This is a genomic window from Pseudomonas sp. W5-36 (assembly GCF_046540455.1).
In the GTDB taxonomy this organism is placed as follows: Bacteria; Pseudomonadota; Gammaproteobacteria; order Pseudomonadales; family Pseudomonadaceae; genus Aquipseudomonas; species Aquipseudomonas graminis_B.
Window position 1 is genome coordinate 380,561 of sequence record NZ_JAXCIQ010000005.1, and the last position, 21,442, is coordinate 402,002.

Annotated in this window: 14 protein-coding genes and 2 pseudogenes; 7 read left to right on the top strand and 9 right to left on the bottom strand. The window is 61.3% G+C overall.

All coding sequences use genetic code 11. The features are described from left to right. Positions 1–6: 6 nt before the first annotated feature. Positions 7–2,031 (bottom strand): methyl-accepting chemotaxis protein, encoded by a 2,025-nt coding sequence (locus SLW74_RS12255; protein WP_192130451.1) that lies wholly within the window; start codon positions 2,029–2,031, stop codon positions 7–9. Between the two features lie 370 nt (positions 2,032–2,401). Here SLW74_RS12255 and SLW74_RS12260 point away from each other — a divergent pair, with 370 nt between their 5' ends. Continuing rightward, a complete protein-coding gene (locus SLW74_RS12260) occupies positions 2,402–4,210 on the top strand; it encodes an EAL domain-containing protein (RefSeq protein WP_065990295.1) in 1,809 nt (602 codons plus the stop codon). Positions 4,211–4,404: 194 nt separating this feature from the next. On the opposite strand, the gene gloA is transcribed toward SLW74_RS12260, so the two are convergent. Beyond that, positions 4,405–4,935 carry a lactoylglutathione lyase gene (gloA, locus tag SLW74_RS12265; protein WP_065990298.1) on the bottom strand — a complete coding sequence of 177 codons (531 nt, stop codon included), beginning with the start codon at positions 4,933–4,935 and terminating at the stop codon, positions 4,405–4,407. Between the two features lie 200 nt (positions 4,936–5,135). Here gloA and SLW74_RS12270 point away from each other — a divergent pair, with 200 nt between their 5' ends. Further along, positions 5,136–5,639, top strand: a complete 504-nt coding sequence (locus SLW74_RS12270) for a DUF4946 domain-containing protein (RefSeq protein WP_410929054.1) — start codon at positions 5,136–5,138, stop codon at positions 5,637–5,639. Positions 5,640–6,145: 506 nt separating this feature from the next. Here SLW74_RS12270 and SLW74_RS12275 read toward each other — a convergent pair. The 6 genes from SLW74_RS12275 to mexE all read right to left on the bottom strand — a co-directional run bounded on the left by SLW74_RS12275 (position 6,146) and on the right by mexE (position 14,991). Continuing rightward, a complete protein-coding gene (locus tag SLW74_RS12275) occupies positions 6,146–6,511 on the bottom strand; it encodes a histone-like nucleoid-structuring protein, MvaT/MvaU family (RefSeq protein ID WP_065990300.1) in 366 nt (121 codons plus the stop codon). A 423-nt stretch (positions 6,512–6,934) separates the two neighbouring features. After that, positions 6,935–7,636, bottom strand: coding sequence for a haloacid dehalogenase type II (locus tag SLW74_RS12280; RefSeq protein ID WP_410929030.1), 702 nt, complete (start codon positions 7,634–7,636; stop codon positions 6,935–6,937). A 186-nt stretch (positions 7,637–7,822) separates the two neighbouring features. Then, complete coding sequence (locus SLW74_RS12285; protein WP_065990304.1) at positions 7,823–8,920, bottom strand: tetratricopeptide repeat protein; 1,098 nt, start codon at positions 8,918–8,920, stop codon at positions 7,823–7,825. A gap of 228 nt (positions 8,921–9,148) precedes the next feature. Then, on the bottom strand, positions 9,149–10,546 hold the full coding sequence (locus SLW74_RS12290; protein ID WP_065990306.1) for an efflux transporter outer membrane subunit: 1,398 nt from the start codon (positions 10,544–10,546) through the stop codon (positions 9,149–9,151). After that, on the bottom strand, positions 10,546–13,737 hold the full coding sequence (locus SLW74_RS12295; protein WP_065990308.1) for an efflux RND transporter permease subunit: 3,192 nt from the start codon (positions 13,735–13,737) through the stop codon (positions 10,546–10,548). The genes SLW74_RS12290 and SLW74_RS12295 overlap by 1 nt, the downstream gene beginning before the upstream one ends. Positions 13,738–13,749: 12 nt before the next feature. Beyond that, a complete protein-coding gene (gene mexE, locus SLW74_RS12300) occupies positions 13,750–14,991 on the bottom strand; it encodes a multidrug efflux RND transporter periplasmic adaptor subunit MexE (RefSeq protein WP_410929031.1) in 1,242 nt (413 codons plus the stop codon). 662 nt (positions 14,992–15,653) lie between these two features. Here mexE and SLW74_RS12305 point away from each other — a divergent pair. From SLW74_RS12305 to SLW74_RS12325, 5 genes and pseudogenes are all read left to right on the top strand, one after another. Continuing rightward, entirely contained in the window at positions 15,654–16,535 is an 882-nt protein-coding gene (locus SLW74_RS12305; protein WP_410929055.1) for an alpha/beta fold hydrolase, read from the top strand. 141 nt (positions 16,536–16,676) lie between these two features. Beyond that, positions 16,677–17,186 carry a sigma-70 family RNA polymerase sigma factor gene (locus SLW74_RS12310; protein ID WP_410929032.1) on the top strand — a complete coding sequence of 170 codons (510 nt, stop codon included), beginning with the start codon at positions 16,677–16,679 and terminating at the stop codon, positions 17,184–17,186. Next, positions 17,183–18,148 carry a FecR domain-containing protein gene (locus SLW74_RS12315; RefSeq protein WP_410929033.1) on the top strand — a complete coding sequence of 322 codons (966 nt, stop codon included), beginning with the start codon at positions 17,183–17,185 and terminating at the stop codon, positions 18,146–18,148. The genes SLW74_RS12310 and SLW74_RS12315 overlap by 4 nt, the downstream gene beginning before the upstream one ends. A 69-nt stretch (positions 18,149–18,217) precedes the next feature. After that, complete coding sequence (locus SLW74_RS12320; RefSeq protein WP_410929034.1) at positions 18,218–20,620, top strand: TonB-dependent siderophore receptor; 2,403 nt, start codon at positions 18,218–18,220, stop codon at positions 20,618–20,620. Between the two features lie 155 nt (positions 20,621–20,775). Continuing rightward, positions 20,776–20,934, top strand: a pseudogene (locus SLW74_RS12325) (NUDIX hydrolase); the annotation flags it as partial. 2 nt (positions 20,935–20,936) lie between these two features. Here SLW74_RS12325 and SLW74_RS12330 read toward each other — a convergent pair. Continuing rightward, a pseudogene (locus SLW74_RS12330) lies at positions 20,937–21,440 on the bottom strand (enolase C-terminal domain-like protein); the annotation flags it as partial. Between the last annotated feature and the right edge of the window lie 2 nt (positions 21,441–21,442).

A 21,442-nucleotide genomic window follows, 5' to 3' on the forward strand; every position in this document is an offset into this window, starting at 1 on the left:
CAGTTCTCAGAGCTTGAAACGGCCAACCACGGTGCGCAGTTCGCCGGCCAGCAGCGACAGTTCGTCCGCCGTTACCGCGTTGTCCTCGATGCCTTCCATCAACACGAAAGTGCCGTTGCGGATCTCGGTGACGTTGCGGTTGATGTCTTCGGACACGGCGTGCTGCTGCACCGCAGCGCTGGCAATCTGGGTGTTCATGCCGACGATCGACTCGACGCCTTCGTTGATCGCGTTCAGGCTTGAGGACGTCTGATCGGCCGAGCTCAGGCAATCCTGCGCCCGGTCCTTGCCCGCTTTCATCTGGTCAACGGCCGCGTTGGTCGCCAGTTGCAGCTGCTGGATGATCCGCTGGATTTCCGCGGTGGAGTTCTGAGTGCGTGAAGCCAGGGTTCTCACTTCATCCGCGACCACGGCAAAGCCACGGCCCTGCTCACCGGCGCGGGCGGCTTCGATGGCGGCGTTGAGGGCAAGCAGGTTGGTCTGGTCGGCGATGTTGCGGATCACTTCAATGACCCCGCCGATCTCCTGGCTGTGCAGCGCGAGGGCCGCGACCTTTTGCGCACTGAGGTCGACTTCGCCGGCCAGTGCTTCGATGGTCTGGCGGGTCTGCTGCATGACGCCCAGGCCTTTGCCGGATGCCTGGCTGGCCTGTTCCGCTGCACGCGCCGCGCCTTCGGTGTTCTGGGCGACGTCGGCGACACTGGCGGTCATTTCGTTGATGGCGGTGGCAACCTGCTCGGTTTCGCCTTGCTGGGCGTTCATCGACACTTTGGCGCGGTCGATGGATGCACTCAGGCGGGTCGCGGCGTCGGATACCGAGCGCGAACTGCGCTCGACTTGGGCGAGGGATTCACCAAACGCCTGGACCATGTGATTCAAGCCGGTGCCGATGTCGGCCATTTCGTCTTTGCCCGCCACGTTGACACGGGCGGTGAGGTCGCCTTGGGCGATACGACGGGTGGCGCTCAACATGGCTTCCATGGCTTGGCGCATCGCGCTATAGATACCGCTGAACGCATAAATCAGCAGCAGACCGGCGATGGCGAACATCGCCAGCATGGCGGTGCGTTCGGCCGACTTGTCGTGAACCCGTTGTTCCAGCACCGCCGACAGCGCTGCCTGCAAGGCGTCCTGCGCCTTATACAGCTCGGCCACCACGGCGTTGCCTTTGGTCGGCAGGCCCTGCATCCCGGTGATGGTGTTCTGTGGTGAGGTGATCAAGGTTTGCAGGTCACTGCGAAAGCTGTCCAGGCTGGACAGCCCGCTGCTGACGGGGGACTGGATGCGATCGGCGAGGGCTGTTTCCTTACGGCGCAGCAGGTTGAGGCTCTGCAGCAGCTCCTGGCGAATCTGGGTTTCTTGCTTGAGCAGCGATTTGATCGTGCCACGGGTGGCGTCGGTCAGCGGTTGCCCTTCATGCAGACCACTGGCCAGACCGCGCAACTGGCCGACGACGTTGATCTGGCGTGGCAGTCGCAGGGTGCTCTGATCGATCAGGAACAGCGAGGCGTAGTCTTCGTCCAGCACCATCCCGGAGGTGGCGGAGATGAAGTAGATGAAGTTCAGCGTCTGGGTCATCTGATCGCTCCATGCATCGAACAGGGTCGCTTGATCGGCACCGGCTTTAGTCTGGCTGATCAGCCCTTCTGCGCCGGAGCGCAGGCGCTGCACGCGGTCGGCTGTTTCCAGCTCGACGGTGAACTGGCGGTCCGTGGCTTCCAGCTTGGTGTAGGCATCCAGGAGTTTGGTCTGATTGGCGGCGAGGTCAGCCTGGGCTGTCTCATCCCCGCTGAGCAGGCGGTTGGTCAATGCCCGCTGCAGCATCGACAGGCGCAGTACGGGGGTGACGTCCATCAGGTAACGCTGGCCGACTTCTTCGGAGTGGATGTTATCAATGCTGGCGTTGAGCTGATGCAGCAGGCGCGCGCCCAACAGCCCCAGTGGGAGCAAAACGATGATGGCGAGCAGTGCGAATTTGGCAGGAAAGCGCAGTCGGTTGGTCAGGTACACGGCAGGGGAAAGAATATTCATACTGTTCTCAAAGCCCCGAAGCGGGGCGATTGGGTTGTTGTCGGTGAGAACGGTCCTTTTTCTCGGGTCGGAGTGCGGTGACGACGTCTCTGGGAGGAGAAGGCGCTATGGTTGATTGCGCCTCGCTCCAGTCCATCTGTCGGCCGGTATCGTATTAACTTTATAAAAACTTATACAACAATATATATTTGTACAGCTTTGGAACTGAACCGATTAAGTGATGTCTTTGTGATATCAGTCTTTCTCAGCTCAGCCGAAGTTTGTTTTGCCCCTGATCGTCGGTAATTGACCACCCGTCATGATCCTGAGCGGGCAATGATGGCCATGAGATATCATCTAACCCGTATTTTTAGAACGGAGGGCGCACGCCATGAACTGTTCGCTGGAAATTGAGCAGAAGCGCCTGTCCGCGGTTCACGCTTTGCAATGGCTCGAAACCGCTCACAGCGAGGATTTCGACCGCCTGTGCCGCCTGGCTGCCGCGCACTTTCGCGTGCCGACGGTGCTGGTGTCCCTGGTGGAAAAAGATCGGCAGTGGTTTCCGGGCCGTGTGGGGTTTGACGCGAGTCAGACGCCCATAGAGCAGTCATTCTGCCGCTACACCATCCAGAACGCTGAAGTCATGGTGGTCAATGACGCTCGCCTGGATCCGCGCTTTGTCGACAACGCGCTGGTCACCCAGCCTGATGGCATCCGTTTCTACGCCGGGGCCCCGTTGTGTAATCACCACGGTGATGTGCTCGGCAGCTTTTGCCTGATCGACACTGTCCCGCGCACGCTGCAGCCCGACGAAGTGGCTGTCCTCGAAGATTTTGCGCAACTGGTCATGGGCCAGGTCGAACAATGCCAGGCGATGCGCTACCGCCACCCGGTCAGCCGCCTGCCGAATTTGCAGCAATTCTTGCTGGACACTCAGGACGTTGCGGTGACCGGGAGTCAGGTGCGGCTGATGGTGGTGATCCGCACCCAGCCGATGGCGAGCGCTGCGGATGTCAGCGTGAACAGCAACCTGGATGCACAACAGACGCGCCGCGATATGGCCAACTGCCTGCGTCGCCGTCTGGATGGGATTGCCGAGCTGTATCACGTCAGCGACCTGGATTTCTGCCTGCAGATGAGCTGCGAGCGCTCTCGCCGGGATGACCTGGTTCGCATGCTGTTGGCGGTGATCACCGAGCCTTTCACCCATCAGCAGGTGGCCGTGGGGCTGGCGTGCTGTGACGATGGTCAGAACTCCGCCGCTGCGCTCATGGGCAAAGCGACCCACGCGGCGGGCAGGGCCGTCTATCGGCAGGTGCCGTGGGCGGCGTATGACGAGGCGGAGGATTGCGCCCAGCGTCGCGCCTTGACCCTGCTCAATGAACTCGCCGACGCGCTGGTCAGTGGCGACATCTTTCTGGAGTACCAGCCACGTTTCAGCTTGCAGGATGGCCGCCTGCTCAGCGTCGAGGCGCTGATTCGCTGGACCCATCCGATGCTGGGCAAGATCGGGCCGGATGAGTTCATTCCGTTGATCGAGGGCGCCGGCAGGATCAGCACCGTGACCCGCTGGGTCATCGACCGGGCGCTGACCGACCTCAGCGGCTGGATCGACGATGAAGTGCGGCTGTCGCTCAACCTGTCGCCGCTGGACTTCTCCGACCTGGACATCGCCCTGACGTTGCAGAGCGCCTGCGAAAAACACGGCGTTGCACCCGCACGGCTGGAAGTCGAGATCACCGAAGGCGAGTGGATTCGTGCCGACAAACGCGTCATCGCGCAGCTCACCCGCATTCGCGAGCTGGGCGTTGACGTGGCCATCGACGATTTCGGCGCGGGCTACAGCAACTTTGCCTATCTGCACGAGATCCCGGCCAATATCCTCAAGCTAGACAAATCCCTGGTGACGGACCTGGAGAGCAACCCGCGCAACCGCATCATAGCCCGGTCCGTGCTGCACCTGGCCAGTGAATTGGGTTATCGCACCGTCGCGGAAGGCGTCGAAACCTTTCGCTGCATGAGCCTGGTCCGTGATTTCGGCTGCGAAGAAGCCCAGGGCTATTTCCTGAGCCGGCCGCTGAAGCTGCAACAGCTTAAGCAGCAGTGCCAGAACATTGCGCTGACGTTTACCCCTGAACCGTCGAACGCGCAGATTTATGCGGATCTGGGTGATACGGATCAGGTGATAGAAGCGGCGTGACGCCGGCCGGGTTTCCATTGCAGGACCGGCTCCAGCCGGGAAGAGGCCAGCGTGAACACCCACAATTTTGCGGTGTGACGCCTGACGCCTTCCCGGCTAAAGCCGGTCCTACGGTCGGCGTTAACGCCTGTCCCGCGGTCGGCGTCAACGCCAGTCCTGTCCCTATCAAGGCCGGTCCCACTGATCGAGCGTGATTACTCGCCCGTTACCGGCGTTGGCTGGATGATTTCGACCCAGTAGCCATCCGGGTCCTTGATGAAGGCCAGGCTTTTCATGCGGCCGTCGGTCAGGCGTTTCTGGAAGTCCACGCCCAGTTCTTCGAAGCGCGCACAGGCGGCGTGTATGTCCGGCACCGAGATGCAGATATGACCGAAGCCGCGCGGGTCGGTGTTGCCGTTGTGATAGGAAAACTCAGGGTCTTTCTCGGTGCCGTGGTTGTGGGTCAGCTCGAGGACACCGGGAATGCCTTTCATCCAGACGTTACGCTCGGCGTCGTCCTGCGGGATCTGTGCTTTGTCGACCAGCGCCAAGAAGTAAAGGCTGAATTCGGCTTCCGCGAAGTGGCGCTTTTCCACCAGGCTGAAGCCCAGCACGCGGGTATAGAAGTCCAGGGAAGCGGTGGCGTCCTTGACCCGCAACATGGTGTGGTTGAACACGAATTGTGCGGTCGAGGCGTCCGGGGTGGCCGTGACGCCGGGGAAAGTGTTCAGGTCGTGCAGACTCATGGTTGTCTCCGGGTTAACGCTAAAATGTTGCGTAATGATACGGGCTCATGGCTGACGCGCCAAACCGAAGGCGCATAAAGCGCGGCTTCCGGCTTGTAGACACTGCATGACCGGCCCACACTTTGCGGCTCGACCTTCAGGTACCGCCCATGCATCTCTTATTGCGCTCATGCGCCCGCGTTGCTTTCTGTTTCGTGCTGATGATTCCGGGCGTCGCGTCTTCAGCTGACGCCATGATCATCTGGCCCGAAGGCTGGGACGTTGAAGCCTTGCCCCAGCCGCCGGCAAGCGAAGGCCAGCCCGCTGTGCAACTACGACAGCGTGCGGTCAAAAACGATCAGAACGGTGATCCGGCCATGGTCGTGGAGCTGACCCAGACGCAGCTGCAGCCCGGCCATTCGGTCAACGTACAGGGCGTGCTGCTGGCCATGCGCAAGGCGGTTCAGGTCAATTTTGCCCGCGGCGGTTTTCAGAGCGTCTGCACGCGGATGAAGGACAGCACGCTGAGCGACATTCCAGCCATGGAAACCACGTGCACCATCACCCAGAACGGCAATCACGTCATGACCCAGACGCTGGTGGCGGCGGCCAATCCCGAGTTGGCGTGGTCGTTGTCGTATGCGGGGTCGGCGGAAGGCTACGCGGCCCATAAAGAGGAGGTGTTGCAGATCAGGAATGGTCTGCGCCTGGGAGCGGCGCCGTAGATCAAGGCGGGGTCTGGACAAATCGCGGGCATAAAGAAGCCCGCCGAAGCGGGCATTGGGGCGCTAATCCTTTAGCAGCCTCTATCCTCTACAAACCGGTGTGAAAAAAATGTGAAGCTCACGAGCCATTCAGCTGCAGAGGGAAAATTCATCTGTGGCTGCATGAAGGCTCATGGCCAGCTTTAACACTCACTCAGTGCTGTTTGACGGGATTAATAACGCTTAAGAGACTCAACGGTTGAGCATGCTATAAGCCTGCCGAGTATTGAAAGCGATATATGCCATTAATGCGAATCTGTTCAGCTAATTGTCAGGTTCAATATTCAACACCCGTCCCGCACTCGCACGCATTATTTAAAATACGCAGGGCGCGGGTCGCGATCATTTGCGTTTAAAGCACTTGTTTCATGTCCTTTTCCCTGCACTTGCAGAGAAGCCCCGCGGGCAGAGCTTCCTCTCGATGTTGCAGATCAATCTTGCAGGCCAGTGTTCTAGGGAGCAGGGGATTAGCGGCCGCGCAACCAGGAGTCAACGGATTCAGCGCCGTATTGTAATTTCCAGTTTTTCAAACCGCGATGGTTGCCGCCCTTGGTCTCGATGACTTCGCCGGTGTGGGGATTCTGATAGACCTTGACCACCCGCGGACGACGGCGTTTCGGGGCCGCTGGCGTGGCATTGGACGCCCCAGTGTGAGGGTCGAGAATGGCGATGATGTCCCGCAAGGTCTTGTCGTACGTGCTCATCAGGGCCTGGAGCTGCTGCTCGAACTCGATTTCCTTCTTCAATCCGACGTCGTTCTTCAGATACTCCAGCTGGGCCAGCTGCTCCTGAAGGGCTTTTTCTGCTGCGCGAAATTCGGCAAGTCTGGACAAAATGATACTCCGGCAATTAATGGCTGTTGTCAGCTCAATGCAAGCAACAATGCAAGCAGCACGACGCGCATCCGGGTCTGCTGCTTTAGTTCTCACCACTTTCTACCGTGTCCCTGGCATCAGGATCAGCCGTCGACATTAACTTCATGGGAATGAACGTTGGTCTCGCGACGGGGTAGTTCAGTTGTGGCGCGAGTAAATAATGCACGTTTTTTACGCGTTGTAAAATAGCGGATGACTGATTGTTAAGTGAAACATCCGGGCGACGATAAGCGGGTCTGACAAAAAAACAATAATGGGCGCTAAACGTTGTAAGTAATTTCTTATACTTTAGCGCCATTGGAAACTGTGCCATCTCAAACGCGGCGGCAAACAGCCGCGTGGCTGCACAGAGCGAACCACGTCAGCCAGTGAGGCCTCGGGCTACGCCGGCCCGCCCCAGCGTTGAATGATCTGCTCGGCCAGGTCGCTCAACTCGGGGGCCATCAGGTCGGGAAGCGGCATTTCATCTATCAGGAGCGGTGCGTTGTACGGCCGGGTCAGCAGGGCGCCGAGGCACCCTGCCGCCTGGGCGCCCGCCGTGTCCCAAAAATGACACGCCACCACAAGCAGGTCCGCCAGTTCGACATTCAGCTCCCGGGAAACCATCTGGTAGGTTTGCGCAGCAGGCTTGAATTTTTTAACGGTCTCTACGCTGAAACTGCGCTCGAAGAATGTCGCTAACCCGGCGCGCTCAAGGGCCGAAGGGGATGCACCGCTGGCCGAGTTACTCAGCGTCACCAGCCGAAAGCCGGCGTCACGCAAGCCGTTGAGTGCCGGCAGCACATCAGGGTGTGCTGGCATGTTACCCATCCGTGCCTGCAAGTCATCGATATCACTGGCGGCCAGGGCGACCTTATGGATAGACGCGAGCATGCGCAGCGTGCCTGCGGCCAGTTTGCCAAACGGGGTGTAACGGCCGCACAGGGTCATCGTTTGCGAATAGAGGATCAGGTTGGCGAACCACTCGCGCAACAGGGCTCGATCACCGAACACCCGCTCAAACAGAGGCTCAAGGGTGGTGATGTCGAGTAAGGTTTCGTTCACGTCGAAAACGATGATCGGCGTTGGTTTCTGCACTGCCATGATGGGGACTCTCTTCTGAGTAGTGCACGCTGCTGCAAGCACGCGTTCGTCGCTTGAAGCCCTGACGTGCCGGATCACGGACAAGGTTAACCCGATCAAGCCGGCGCGACGCACTCATCAATATGAATCGTTTCCTGGATGGGATGGACAGCGTACTTCCGCCTGTCGGGGGCGCGTAATGACGTGCTAAAGCCCCTGCTGCAGGGCAGGATCATCGGCGTTGAGCTGCTCCAGTTCAGCCAGCAGCACCTGCACTTTCTGTAGCTGCCCGGCCTCCGTCCAGTAACGAATCAGCAGAATCCTCGCGCGGCGATCGGCGGGTGCGCGCTGCAGAATGTCTTCCAGCTGCCGCTGCGCCGCTTCGAGCTGATCAAGATCGTGAAGCGCCACGGCGAGGTCATAACGGTAACCGGTGTTGTCCGGTTCCAGCTCAATGGCCCGGGTCAGCGGAAGCAGCGCGTACTCATTCTGTTTATGCCGCAGCAGCCATTGGCCGAGTGCGTGTTGCGCCAGGGCCGATTGGGGCTGTTTTTCCAGCCACTGGGCGAGCAACTGGCGTGAACGATCGGCCTGACCCTGACGGTCGAGCACCTGCACCAGTGCCAGCCCCGCCTCCAGGTTGTCCGGTTCCAGCTTTGCGGCCAGTTCCAGCGCATCGATCGCCTTTTGCGGGGTGCCGTTGTTGAGGTACAGCTGGGCGAGCGCGAGCTGACGTTGCCCGCTTGGCGGTTCGGCGCTCAGTGCCTGCTCATACTGTTGAGCGGCTTCCTGCAGCGCGCCGTAATACAGGCCCAGCTCATCCGGGCTCAGCGGTAGCAAGGCGCGCACCGCGCTGAAGCGCACCTGATCATCGGCATCGTCCAGCAGGGGGCCGATCAGCGTGGTGCGTTGATCTTCCGGCAGCATGGCGGTCACGGTCTGAATGGCCGCCTGTTGAACCAGCGCAGCGGGGCGCTTGAGATCGCCGCGCAGAATTTTCATCGCCTGGGTGCTGGGGTAATTCACCAATTCGGCGAGCAGGCCGGCGCGGCGAATGTCCGACAGGTCGGTGCGGGTGAATTGCTGATACAGCACGCGCGCGGCGCCGGGCTTGCCGCCGTGGGCCTGCTCCAGTGCTTCGGCGTAGCTGTGATTGACCTGGGGTGCGGCCGGCGGCGCGTGCCAGTTTCGCACCAGCATCGCCATGGCGATGATCAGCAGCAACAGCGCCAGCGCAATTGCCACCTGCCAGCGACGTCGAGCCTTGAGCTGGGCAGGTGTGCGCCGGGAAGACGACTCAGACATATCGGTTTCCGTGTGTGCGTGTGCAGCAGCTTCGGGGAGAGACCGCCGAGTGTCAAACCCTGTAGGGAAGGGTGCCTTCCTCGCGCGCTCGTGCGGTGTTTATCCACGGTCCAGAAAAAAGCCCCGAACCTGGTGGGTCCGGGGCCGTCGAGAGCGGCAGATCGTGGCAGCAGATCAGCGCTGCCGATCTGCTGCCGGTTGAGCGATCCCGCCGTTCATCCCGTGACCTCAGGCGTTCGGCTGCCAGCCACCGCCGAGAGCCTTGTAGATGGCCACGATGCCGCGATACAGATCGATTTCGGCCAGGGCCTGGCTGTCTTCGGCGGCCAGACGCTCGCGTTCGGCGTCCAGCAGGACGAGGAAGTCAGCCGTGCCTTCCCGGTACTGGATGTTCGCCAGATTGGCCGCCGATCGGCTGGCTTCACTCTGCCGCACCAGCGACACCAGACGCTGCTGACGCTTGTCGTAGTCGCTGAACGCGTTTTCGGTTTCTTCCAGGGCCAGCAGCACTTGCTGCTCGTAATTGGCCAGCGCGCCTTCGGCATCGGCATTGGCGCCGCGAATCCGCGCCCTCACGCTGCCCAAGTCAAACGCCGCCCAGGTGATGCTTGGGCCAAGGCCCCACGCTTGTGCTGCGCCGGAACCAATCTGCGAACCGCGGCTGGCCGTGAAGCCGAGAAAACCGCTGAGGCTGACCCGTGGGAACAGGTCGGCGGTCTGCACGCCAATCCGCGCGGTTTGCGCCGCCAGTTGCCGTTCGGCACTGCGCACGTCCGGACGGTTTTCCAGCAGCTTGGTCGGGTCACCGATCGGCAGCGCCTTGGAGATCGCCGGCAGTTTGGCCGGGGCCAGCGTGACGGTCATGGCGTCCGGCCGTTCGCCGAGGAGGGTGGCGATGCGGTTGCGTTCGCGCACCTGTTCCGCCTGAAGCTGCGGAATGGTCGCTTCCACTGCCGCCAGGCGCGCGTCGGAACGCACCACGTCGAGCTCGTTGCCCACGCCTTCATCTCGCAGTTGGGCAGTCACGCGGCGGGATTCCTGCTGGTTTTTCAGGTTGTCCCGGGCGATGTTCTCGCGCAGTTGGGCGCCACGCAGTTGGCCGTAGGCGTCGACCAGCTCGGCAATCATCGTCACCTGCAGCTGGTAGAGGTTTGCTTCGGCAGCCTGTTGGTCGGCATCGCTGGCTTCCAGCTCGCGCTGGATACGGCCGAACAGGTCCAGTTCCCAGGCCATGTCCAGGCCCAAGTCGTAACGTTCCTGATTGATGCGCTGTTCAGTCTGCCCGGGCACCTGACCGCGGCCGACCTGGCTGCTCGCGCGGCTGGTCACCACCGGCATGGCGTCGTTGCTGATGTCGTCCCGAATCGCACGGGACGCCTTCAGCCGGGCGAAGGCGACGCGCAACTCGCGGTTGCCCTGGAGCGATTCGGCGACCAGCTTGTTCAGGGTCGGGTCGTCGAACTGCTGCCACCAGATGGTCTCGATGTGGCTGCGGTCATAGGCCCGCTGGGTGGCAGCCTGGATGTTGGCCGCCGCGGTTTCCGGCTTCTTGTAGTCCGGGCCGACGGCGCAGGCCGCCAGCGCCAGCACCAACAGGCTCGGCAGGAAGAGTTTTGCAGCCTTCATCAATGAGCCTCCGGGGCGGTGGTCTGAATGCGTTGTGCCTTGGCCGCCTTGCGCGCCTCTTTGCGTCCAACGTAGTTACGGATCAGTACATAGAAGACCGGCGTCAACAGCAGACCGAAGAAGGTCACACCGAGCATCCCGGAGAACACCGCCACGCCCATGGCATGACGCATCTCGGCACCGGCGCCGCTGGACAGCACCAGCGGCACCACACCCATGATGAACGCGAAGGAGGTCATCAGGATCGGCCGCAGACGCAGGCGGCAGGCTTCAAGCACAGCTTCCAGCGGGGTCTTGCCCTTGTCCTGCTCATCCTTGGCGAACTCGACGATCAGAATCGCGTTCTTGCACGCCAGGCCCACCAGTACGATCAGGCCGATCTGGGTGAAGATGTTGTTGTCGCTCCCGGCGATGATCACGCCGGCAATGGCCGACAGCAGGGTCATCGGGACGATCAGGATCACCGCCAGCGGCAGGCTCCAGCTTTCATACAGCGCGGCCAGTACCAGGAACGCCAGCAGCACGCAGAGCGGGAAGACCAGCAGCGCGGTGTTGCCCGACAGGATCTGTTGGTAGGTCAGGTCGGTCCACTCGTAGGTCATGCCGTTGGGCAGTTCTTCCTTGAGCAGTTTTTCCATCGCCACCTGCGCCTGACCCGAGCTGAAACCCGGACCGGCTGCGCCGTTGATCTCGGCGGTGATGAAGCCGTTGTAGTGCATGACGCGGTCCGGGCCCGAGGTGTTGGTGACTTTCAGCAGCGTCGCCAACGGGATCATTTCGCCACGGTTGTTGCGCACTTTCAGCTGACCGATCTGTTCAGCGTCCTGACGGAACTGCTGCTCAGCCTGCACGTTGACCTGATAGGTCCGGCCGAAACGGTTGAAGTCGTTGGCGTACAGCGAGCCCAGGTAGACCTGCAGGGTGTCGAAGATGTCGCTGATCGGCACGCCGAGGGTCTTGGCCTTCTCGCGGTCGATGGCGGCATCGACCTGGGGCACGTTCACCGTGTAGCTGGTGAACAGCGCCGCCAGTTCCGGCACGCTGCGGCTCTTGCCGATGATGTTCATCGTCTCTTTGTACAGCTCGTCGTAACCCAGGTTGCCGCGGTCTTCGATCTGCAGACGGAAACCGCCGATCGTGCCCAGGCCTTGTACCGGCGGCGGCGGGAAGATCGCCATGTAGGCTTCCTGAATCCCCGCATATTTGCCGTTGAGGGCGCCGGCGATGGCACCGGCCGACTGGTCGGCTGCCGTGCGATCTTCGAACGGTTTGAGCGTGACGAACACGATGCCGGAGTTCGGGCTGTTGGTGAAACCGTTGATGGACAAGCCCGGGAAGGCCACGGCGCTTTCAACGCCCGGTTGCTTCAGCGCGATGTCGGACATGCGCTTGATCACGTCTTCGGTGCGGTCCAGGCTCGCGGCGTCCGGCAATTGCGCGAACGCCACCAGGTACTGTTTATCCTGCGCCGGCACGAAACCGGTTGGCGTGGTGGAGAAACCCAGCCAGGTCATGACGATCAGGCCGGCGTACACCACCAGCGCCACACCGCTGACGCGGATCACCCGACCCACCGTGCTCACATAACCGTTACTGGCCTTGACGAAGAATCGGTTAAATGGCCGGAACAGCCAGGCGCCGAACAGCTTGTCGAGGAAGCGCGAGAAGCCATCCTTCGGTGCATCGTGAGCGCGCAGCAGCACGGCCGCCAGGGCAGGTGACAGGGTCAGGGAGTTAAAGGCCGAGATCACCGTCGAGATGGCAATCGTCAGCGCAAACTGTTTATAGAATTGCCCGGTCAGCCCGGAGATGAACGCCGCCGGAATGAACACCGCACACAGCACCAGGGCCGTGGCGATGATCGGGCCGGTCACTTCACGCATGGCGATCTGTGTGGCCTCCATCGGTTCATGACCCAGCTCGATGTTCCGCTCGACGTTCTCCACCACCACGATGGCGTCGTCCACGACGATACCGATCGCCAGTACCAGCCCAAACAGCGACAGCGCGTTGAGGGAGAAGCCGAACAGGTGCATGACCGCGAAGGTACCGATCAGCGACACCGGCACGGCGGCCAGCGGGATGATCGAAGCGCGCCAGGTCTGCAGGAACAGAATCACCACGAGTACGACGAGGATCAGCGCTTCGAACAGCGTGTGAACCACCGCCTCGATGGAGCCGCGCACGAAGATCGTCGGGTCATAGACGATGCTGTAGTCCATGCCTTCCGGGAAGTTTTTCTTCAGCTGTTCCATCTCGCCGCGCACTTCGTTGGAAATGTCGATGGCGTTGGAGCCCGGGCGCTGGAAGATCGGGATCGCCACCGCCGGCTGGTTGTTCAGCAACGAGCGCAAGGCGTACTGGCTGGAGCCCAGTTCGACGCGAGCGATGTCTTTGACCCGGGTGATTTCGCCGTTGTCGCCGGCGCGCACGATGATGTTCTCGAACTCTTCCTCAGAAACCAGACGGCCCTGGGTGTTGATCGACATCTGGAAGCTGGTAGCGCTCGGGGAGGGCGGTGCGCCCAGTTGACCGGCGGCCACCTGGCGGTTCTGCTCGCGAATGGCGTTGACCACGTCGGTCGCGGTGATGTTGCGCGAAGCGGTTTTGTTCGGGTCGAGCCAGACACGCAGCGAGTAGTCGCCCATGCCGAACAGCTGCACGTCGCCGACACCGTTCAGGCGCGCCAGCTCGTCCTTGATGTTGAGGACCGCGTAGTTGGACAGGTACAGCATGTCGTAACGCTGATCCGGCGAGGTCAGGTGGACCACCATCGTCAGGTCAGGCGAGGCCTTGTCGACCGTAATACCGATGCGCGTCACTTCTTCCGGCAGCTTCGGCTCGGTCCGGGTGACCCGGTTCTGCACCTGCACTTGCGCGGTGTCGAGGTTGGTCCCCAGCGCAAAGGTGATGGTCAGGGTCAGCTTGCCGTCGGCCGTGGCCTGGGAGGACATGTAGAGCATGTTCTCGACGCCGGTGATCGCCTGTTCCAGTGGCGCAGCGACGGTTTCGCCGATCACTTTCGGGTTGGCGCCGGGGAAGTTGGCGCGCACGACAACGGTCGGCGGCACGACTTCCGGGTATTCACTGATCGGCAGCTGGAACAGCGAGATCGCGCCGGCGATCAGGATCAGCAGCGAGAGCACCGCCGCGAAGATCGGCCGCGTGATAAAGAACTTGGAGAAATTCATCGTGTGTGTCCCTTAACCGCGTGGCGTGGCGGAAGCAGCCACCTTGGCGTCCAGCTTGGGCTGGGCCTTGGGTGCGTTGCTGGCTTCGAGCGCCTGGCGTTGTTGTTGCAGTGCGGTGAGTGTTTCGGCGCTGGCCATCGGCGTGTCCTGGGGGTCAACCGGTGAACCCGGACGCACGCGCTGCAGGCCGGTGACGACGATGCGGTCGTCTTTGCTCAGACCGCTGCGCACAATGCGCAAGCCTTCAAGCTTCGGCCCCAGATCAACACTGCGGTAGATCGCCTTGTTGTCCTTGTCGACCACGAGCACGAATTTCTTGCCCAGGTCGGTGCCGACCGCTTCGTCCTTGATCAGCATGGCCGAGTAGGTGCCGCTGCCAACCAGCTTTAGGCGTGCGTACAGGCCCGGGGTGTATTCGCCCTTGCTGTTGTCGAACACGGCCCGGCCACGGATGGTGCCGGTGCGCGGATTGACCTGGTTGTCGACGAAGTTCATCTGACCCAGGTGCGGGTTTTCCGCTTCGTTGGACAGGCCCATGTACACCGGCGTCGTTGCGCCGCGCTTGCCGTCGCGGGCCAGCTGGTTGTATTTGAGGAACACGCGCTCGTCGGCGTCGAAGTAGGCGTAGACCTTGTCGGTGGAGACCAGGCTGGTGAGGATGGTCTGATCGGCGGTCACGATGTTGCCGGCGGTGATTTCCGCACGGCTGACGCGGCCGGTGATGGGTGCCGTAACGCGGGTGAAACTCAGGTTCAGGCGCGCCAGATCAAGCTGTGCCTGGATGGCGGCAACGGCGGCTTTGGATTCCTGGGCGGTGGTGGTGCGTGAGTCGGCGAGTTCGGCGGAGATCGCATTGTTGGTGCGCAGACGTTCGCCACGCTGGGCTTCATTGGTACTGCGCTGGGCAGCGGCCTTGGACTGCTGCAGTTGCGCTTCCAGACGATGCACTTCCGCTTCGAACGGGCGGGGGTCGATCTGGAACAGCAGGTCGCCTTTCTTCACCAACGCGCCATCAGTGAAGGCAACCGAATCGATCTGGCCGGAAACACGCGGACGAACCTGAACGGTCTCCGGCGATTCCAGGCGGGCGGTGACTTCGTCCCACTCGTTGACCGGTTGCTCGATCACCTTGGCCACGTTGACTTTCGCCGCCGCCGGCGCAACCGTCGCTTCAGGCGTCCGGCCGCACGCGCTGATGACCACAAGGGTCAACGCGGCGAGGGGATAGCGCAAAGGAGTTAAAGACTGAAGCATGGGAGAATCCGCCGATGTTATTGAGATGGGCGGATAATGTTCTCGGGGGTGTTATTGCACGAATCGAATGACACGAAGGTAACTATCAGTGGTAATGATGTTCGGCGTCATAAAAGGTCTGCAATTGATAGGCTGCACCGCCCCGAAGCGTTTTTCTATACCTCCATTATTTGAAGGCTTATGGCGTTGATCCACCATAAGCCCCAATGAAATTCCAAGCCGGTCGCACGGGATGCACAGTGCTTTTAGTGGGACCCGCTTCAGCCGGGAAGAGGCCGGCATCAACACCACACATTTGCAGCGTGACCACTGATGCATTCCCGGCTAAAGCCGGCCCTACTGAATGCACGCGGGCTCTGAGCGGGACTGCGTTTGCTATCGCTGCTCACATGAGGCCTGGCAACGTTGCAAAAACCGCAATGGTGAGTTGAGTTTTCTGGTGATTCACGACGGTCACTGCCGGCAATAGGCTTCAGCATGAATCCACTCATGCAGGTCTCCCAATGACTACCATCGATCCGGCCACCTCGTCGAACATCAAGCCTGGCATCAGTCGCCGCGGCATCTTGCAAGCGTCCGCGATGGGAGCAGCGTCCGCGGCCGCTGCTTCATTCGTGGGCGCTGCATCCGCCAGCTCACTCCCATCCGCTCAGCAGGGCAGCATTGAGGTCGATGATGCATTCGATGTCAGGTTCCACACGCAAAAGGTCGGCGACGTCGAGGTGTTCTACCGCGAAGTCGGTGCCAAAGACGCTCCTGTGCTTTTGCTGCTCCACGGCTTCCCGAGCGCAAGCCACATGTTCCGCACCTTGATGCCATTGCTGGCCAGCCAGTACCGCCTGATCGCGCCGGATTTGCCCGGTTTCGGCAACACCCAAGCCCCGCCGCGGGGCCAGTTCGATTACACCTTCGACAACCTCTACAAGGTTGTCGAAGGGTTCACCGAGGCGCTGGGGCTGACTCAATACGCGCTGTACCTGTTCGACTACGGGGCGCCCACCGGCCTGCGCCTTGCCGCCGCCAACCCGGAAAAGGTGACGGCCATCATCAGTCAGAACGGCAATGCCTACCTTGAAGGCTTCAGCGATCAGTGGGATCCGTGGCAAGCCTACTGGCGTGATCCTTCGCCGGCCAACCGCGAAGCCTGTCGCCCGTCGCTGTCGCCGAAGACCATTCGTGATTGGCAATACGGCACCGGTGCCGATCCCGAGAAGCTCTCGCCCGACGGCTACAACCTGGACATTTTTTACATGGCCCGGCCCGGCGCGGAGGACATCCAGCTGGACCTGATTCTCGACTACCGCACCAACGTCGCCGCCTATCCCGGGTTCCAGGCGTATCTGCGCACGCACCAACCGCCGTTGCTCGCCGTATGGGGCGAGCACGACCCGGCCTTCATCCCGCCGGGTGCGCTGGCGTTTCGCAAGGACATCCCGAACGCCGAGGTCCATCTTCTGGACGCCGGACACTTTGCGCTGGAAACCCATGCGCCCGAGATTGCGCAGCACATTCGGGAATTTCTGGCGCGCAAGCTGAAGGCGTGAGAACGCCTGTGTCTCGGCGTCATCTAGCGGTGATGCGCTGAGGCGCTTGCTCGGGCCTTTTAATAAAAGAGCATGGACTCGGCATAGCGCACTGATTAGAATCATTCGCATTTGGCGCATCCATCGCTCAAGGCTCCTGTCATGATTGACACAGCGACGCTCCCTCCGCAGACCCTGCATTCCCTGTACCGCGACCATCACGGCTGGCTTGAAAACTGGCTGCGCAAGCGAATGGGCAATGCCTGGGATGCGGCGGACCTGAGTCAGGACACCTTTTTACGGGTGCTGTCCAGCTCGCAACAGATCGCCGATATGCGGGAACCACGGGCATTTTTGCTGACCGTGGGCAAGCGCCTGCTCAGCAATTTCTACACGCGGCGCAGTCTTGAGCAGGCCTATCTGGAGGCGTTGGCCCGGTTGCCTGAGGACAGCGTGCCGTCCCCCGAACAGCGCTGGCTGCTGCTGGAAACCCTGCAAGCACTCGACGAGTTGCTGGACGGTCTGCCGGCGGCGGTACGCCGGGCATTTCTCTGGAGTCAGCTCGAAGGCCTGGGCTACCGCGACATTGCGCAGCGCCTTGAAGTGTCGGAGCGGACCGTCAAACGCTACACGGCGCAAGCCTATGAGCACTGCCTGCTGGTGGATTGGTGATTCGGTCGTCACCTTCGAACGAAGAGCGCGAGGTGATTCGCAGCGCTGCACGATGGCTGGCGCTGCTCGAATCCGGCAGTGCCAGTGAAGAAGATCACCTCATGCTGCAGCACTGGCGCGACAGTGCGGTCGACAACGAGCGCGCCTGGCAAAAGGCTCAGCAACTGCGACAGCGTTTTTCGGCCTTGCCGGCCAATCTGGCAATGGCGACGCTGGACCGTCCCGACCCGGCTCGACGTGCCGCGCTGAAAAGGGCATTGGGGGTTGTCGCACTGGCTCCGGCGGTATGGCTGCTGGCGCGTCAGTTACCGCTGGAGGTCTGGCGCGCCGACCTGCACACCGCCATTGGTGAACACCAGCGACTGACACTGGCCGATGGCAGTGTCCTGCAGTTGAACACCGACAGCGCCGTCAACGTCGATCTCGGTGCCCGGCAGATCACGCTGATACGTGGGGAAATCGCACTCAACGTGCCGGGTAGCGCGCCGTTGTCCATCGACGGTCCCTACGGTCGTGTCAGGGTCAGTCAGGGTGAAGTCTGCGTGCGTCTTGACCCGAACGGCTGCCGGGTCTCGGTGGTCCGCGGCTCGGTGCAGGTCCATCCGTTGCAAGGCCCTGCGCTGGTTTTGAAGGCGCAACAGCAGATCAGCCTGCGCACAAACGGCGCAGGACCGGTCACCGCGTTCGACGCCATGCTGCCCGGCTGGCGCGACGGCGTGCTGACTGCGCAGGATCAGCCGTTGGGCGATTTTCTGCGAGAGCTCGGTCGATACCGCCCCGGCCTGCTGCGTTGGGAGCCCGAGCTTGAAGCATTACGGGTCACCGGCAGTTTCAAGCTCGATAACACTGACCGGGTTCTGTCGCTGCTGGCAGCCAGTCTGCCGGTAGACATTCATATGCGCACCCGCTACTGGGTCACCCTGGCGCCCCGAAAAAACACACCCGCAAAAAATAGTGCGTGAAGCCTGTCCCTTTTTTTCGTCCCGCCGGTCATTCCAGGTAGTGAAAAAAAATGACGAGAGCTTTCCTTTATGTCCGCAGTGTCTCCCCACCGTTTGCGCCCGCTGTTGCATTTCAGTCTGTTGCTGACCCTGAATTCCAGTCCTCTGTTCATCTCGACCAGCTGGGCCGACACCGCGAACAGGCGCGCCTACGAAGTGCCTGCTGGCACGCTGAGTGCCGCGCTCACCCGGTTTGCCGGACAGGCCGGCGTCAACCTGTCGGTAGACCCTGCGCTGGTGAACGGACGTAACAGCGCCGGGCTGTCGGGCGACTTCGCAGTCGAAGAAGGCTTCACGCGACTGTTGCAGGGCACTGGCCTGCAACTGGTGTCCGTCGGCGATCAGGCGTACACGCTGATTCCTGCCGTTCAAAGCACGAGCCTGCAACTGGCGCCGACGTCGATTGTCGGCGACGTAGGCTCCACAGACGGTCAGGAATATGCAGGCGGTCAGGTGGCGCGCAAAGGCTCGCAAGGCATGCTCGGCTCGCGGGATTTCATGGAAACGCCGTTCAGCATGACCACTTACACCCAAGAGGCGGTGAAAAACCAGCAGGCCCGCACGTTGGGCGACCTGATTGCCAGTGACCCGTCGGTGCGCTCCACCAACCCGGCGGGCGGACGGTACGAACAGTTCACCATTCGTGGTCTCAGCCTGTTCAACAGTGACGTTTCCTACAACGGTCTTTACGGCATCCTGCCCACCTACACCATCGACATGGAGATGGCCGACCGGGTCGACATCCTTAAAGGCCCCAGCCAGATGATCAACGGCATCTCGCCCCGTGGCAGCGTCGGCGGGGGCATCAACGTGGTGCCGAAACGGGCAACCGACAAGCCTATCACCGAATTCACTACCAGCTATGCCTCCAAGGGACAAGTCGGCACCGCTGTGGACGTGGCTCGCCGGTTCGGTGAGGACGACAGGTTCGGCATCCGTTTCAACGGCGTGAAGCAATCTGGCGATACCGAGTGGGACCACCAGAGCGTCGACCGCGAGATGGCGGTGCTGGGGCTGGACTTCCGGGGCGAGCGTTTGCGCCTGTCGACCGATATCGGCCACACCGAGCGTGACACCGACGCACCCCAGGAGCGCGTGCAGGTCGGTGCCAATGCCAAAGTGCCCAACGCCAGCGATGTGCGCGACAACTATGCGCAGGCCTGGAGCAAGGCGCGCACCCGTGACACCTTCGGGGCGGTGAATGCCGAGTACGACGTCAATGATTCGGTCATGCTCTACGGCGGCGTCGGTGCGCGCAAAAGCAACCATGAGTTCCTGCGCCACGCGGTGTCGGTGACCAACAATGCGGGTGACTTCAGCGTGCAGCCCCGCGACTTTACCCGTGACGAAAATGTCCGGACGGCCAACGCCGGGGTGCGCAACTGGTTCCACACCGGTCCGGTCAGCCACGAGGTCAATCTGGCTGCCAGCTATTTCTACATGGACTTCGAGAACGGCGGCGCGCGCTATGCGTCCTCGCCCAGCAACCTGTACGACCCGGTCGAGACGCCGACTCCCGTCAACCCGACTCGATCCGACGCCAAGGTCTATACCGAAAACCGTTTCAGCGGCCTGGCCTTGACCGACACACTGGGTTTTTTCGATGACCGCCTGCTGCTGACACTCGGTGCCCGCTGGCAGCGGGTCAAGGTTGATGACTGGACTGACAACGTCAGGGGTGACACCGCCTACGACGAGGAGAAGGTCTCGCCGTCAGGTGGCATTCTGTACAAGGTGACTGATGACTTGTCGGTGTACGCCAACTACATGGAAGGCCTGAGCCAGGGCAAAATCGCGCCGTCTACCTCGATTAATGAGGACGAGATATTCCCGCCGTTCGTCAGTCGTCAGGTCGAAGTCGGTGCCAAGTATGACCTGGGATCGTATGCGTTCACCGCCAGTGTGTTCCGTATCAAGCAGCCGGCTTACGAGACCAACGCCACGTCGCGGGTCTTCGGCCCCAATGGCAAGCGTCAGAATGACGGTGTCGAGCTGACGATGTTCGGCGAACCCCTCAAGGGCTTCCGCCTGCTGGGCGGGGTGATGTACATCGACAGCGAACTCACCCACACCGTCAACGGTCAGTTCGATGGCAACCGGGCACCTGCCACGCCCGAATACAACGTCAACCTGAGTGCCGAGTGGGACGTCCCGCAGGTCAAGGGCCTGACCCTTACCGGACGGGGCATCTACACCAGTTCGCAGTATCTGGACCAGGCCAACAGCAAAAGCATCGATTCTTCCGAGCGGTTCGATGTAGGTGCGCGTTATGCCTTCAAAGTCGACCAGAAGGACATCACGCTGCGCGCCAATGTCGAAAACGTCATGGACAAGCGTTACTGGGCCTCCGCCGGCGCGTCGGATGACAGCGAGCCCGGCTTGACACTGGCAACTCCCAGGACCTATCTGCTGTCCGCGACCATCGGTTTTTGAATGCAGTTGACTGCCCCGACTACCGGGATACGCGGTGCTGTGAGTGGGGCCGGCTTCAGCCGGGAAGAGGCCGGCATGAACACCCGTACATTTGCAGCGTGACGCCCGATGTCTTCCGGGCTAATGCCGGTCCTGCATCCGAATTCAGCATTCACATACTGGAGCACACATGTCGCCACCTCGCCATCTGCGTCTTCCATCACCAAGGCAGGATTCTCGTCAACGCGTTCCCTGATCCAGTGAAGCAGCAAACGCTGTTTCGTCCTCTGGGCGGCGGCATCGAATTCGGTGAGCGGAGTGCCGACACCATCGTCGTTCAGCCCTCACTTAACTCGCGCATCACGGCGTACAAGGCGGACTTCGCTTCAAAGCCAACGCCAGGAATATCCGGTAGGCCGACGTAGCTGTTTTCCACCTTGATCCCGTCGGCGAAACCGCCGAAGGGCTGGAAGACGTCCGGGTACGACTCATTCCCGCCCAAGTGCAGGCCGGCGGCGATGTTCAGGGACATCTGGTGACCACCGTGGGGCACCACTCGGCGTGACGACCAGCCCATGTCTTCCATCACTTTCAGGGTGCGCATGTATTCCACCAGTCCGTAGGACAACGCGCAGTCGAACTGCAGAAAGTCGCGATCAGGGCGCATGCCGCCGTGGCGCAGCAGGTTGCGCGCGTCCTGGTGGGAGAACAGGTTTTCACCGGTGGCCATGGGCAGTTCGTAATGATTGGCAAGCTCCGCCTGAAGGGCGTAATCCAGCGGGTCACCGACTTCTTCGTACCAGAAGAGGTTGTACGGCTTGATGGCTTCGGCATACGCAATGC

Coding starts and splice junctions, on each gene's coding strand:
- SLW74_RS12255 (WP_192130451.1), bottom strand. CDS start 2,031: ATGAATATTCTTTCCCCTGCCGTGTACCTGACCAACCGACTGCGCTTT.
- SLW74_RS12260 (WP_065990295.1), top strand. CDS start 2,402: ATGAACTGTTCGCTGGAAATTGAGCAGAAGCGCCTGTCCGCGGTTCAC.
- gloA (WP_065990298.1), bottom strand. CDS start 4,935: ATGAGTCTGCACGACCTGAACACTTTCCCCGGCGTCACGGCCACCCCG.
- SLW74_RS12270 (WP_410929054.1), top strand. CDS start 5,136: ATGATTCCGGGCGTCGCGTCTTCAGCTGACGCCATGATCATCTGGCCC.
- SLW74_RS12280 (WP_410929030.1), bottom strand. CDS start 7,636: ATGGCAGTGCAGAAACCAACGCCGATCATCGTTTTCGACGTGAACGAA.
- SLW74_RS12285 (WP_065990304.1), bottom strand. CDS start 8,920: ATGTCTGAGTCGTCTTCCCGGCGCACACCTGCCCAGCTCAAGGCTCGA.
- SLW74_RS12290 (WP_065990306.1), bottom strand. CDS start 10,546: ATGAAGGCTGCAAAACTCTTCCTGCCGAGCCTGTTGGTGCTGGCGCTG.
- SLW74_RS12295 (WP_065990308.1), bottom strand. CDS start 13,737: ATGAATTTCTCCAAGTTCTTTATCACGCGGCCGATCTTCGCGGCGGTG.
- mexE (WP_410929031.1), bottom strand. CDS start 14,991: ATGCTTCAGTCTTTAACTCCTTTGCGCTATCCCCTCGCCGCGTTGACC.
- SLW74_RS12310 (WP_410929032.1), top strand. CDS start 16,677: ATGATTGACACAGCGACGCTCCCTCCGCAGACCCTGCATTCCCTGTAC.
- SLW74_RS12320 (WP_410929034.1), top strand. CDS start 18,218: ATGTCCGCAGTGTCTCCCCACCGTTTGCGCCCGCTGTTGCATTTCAGT.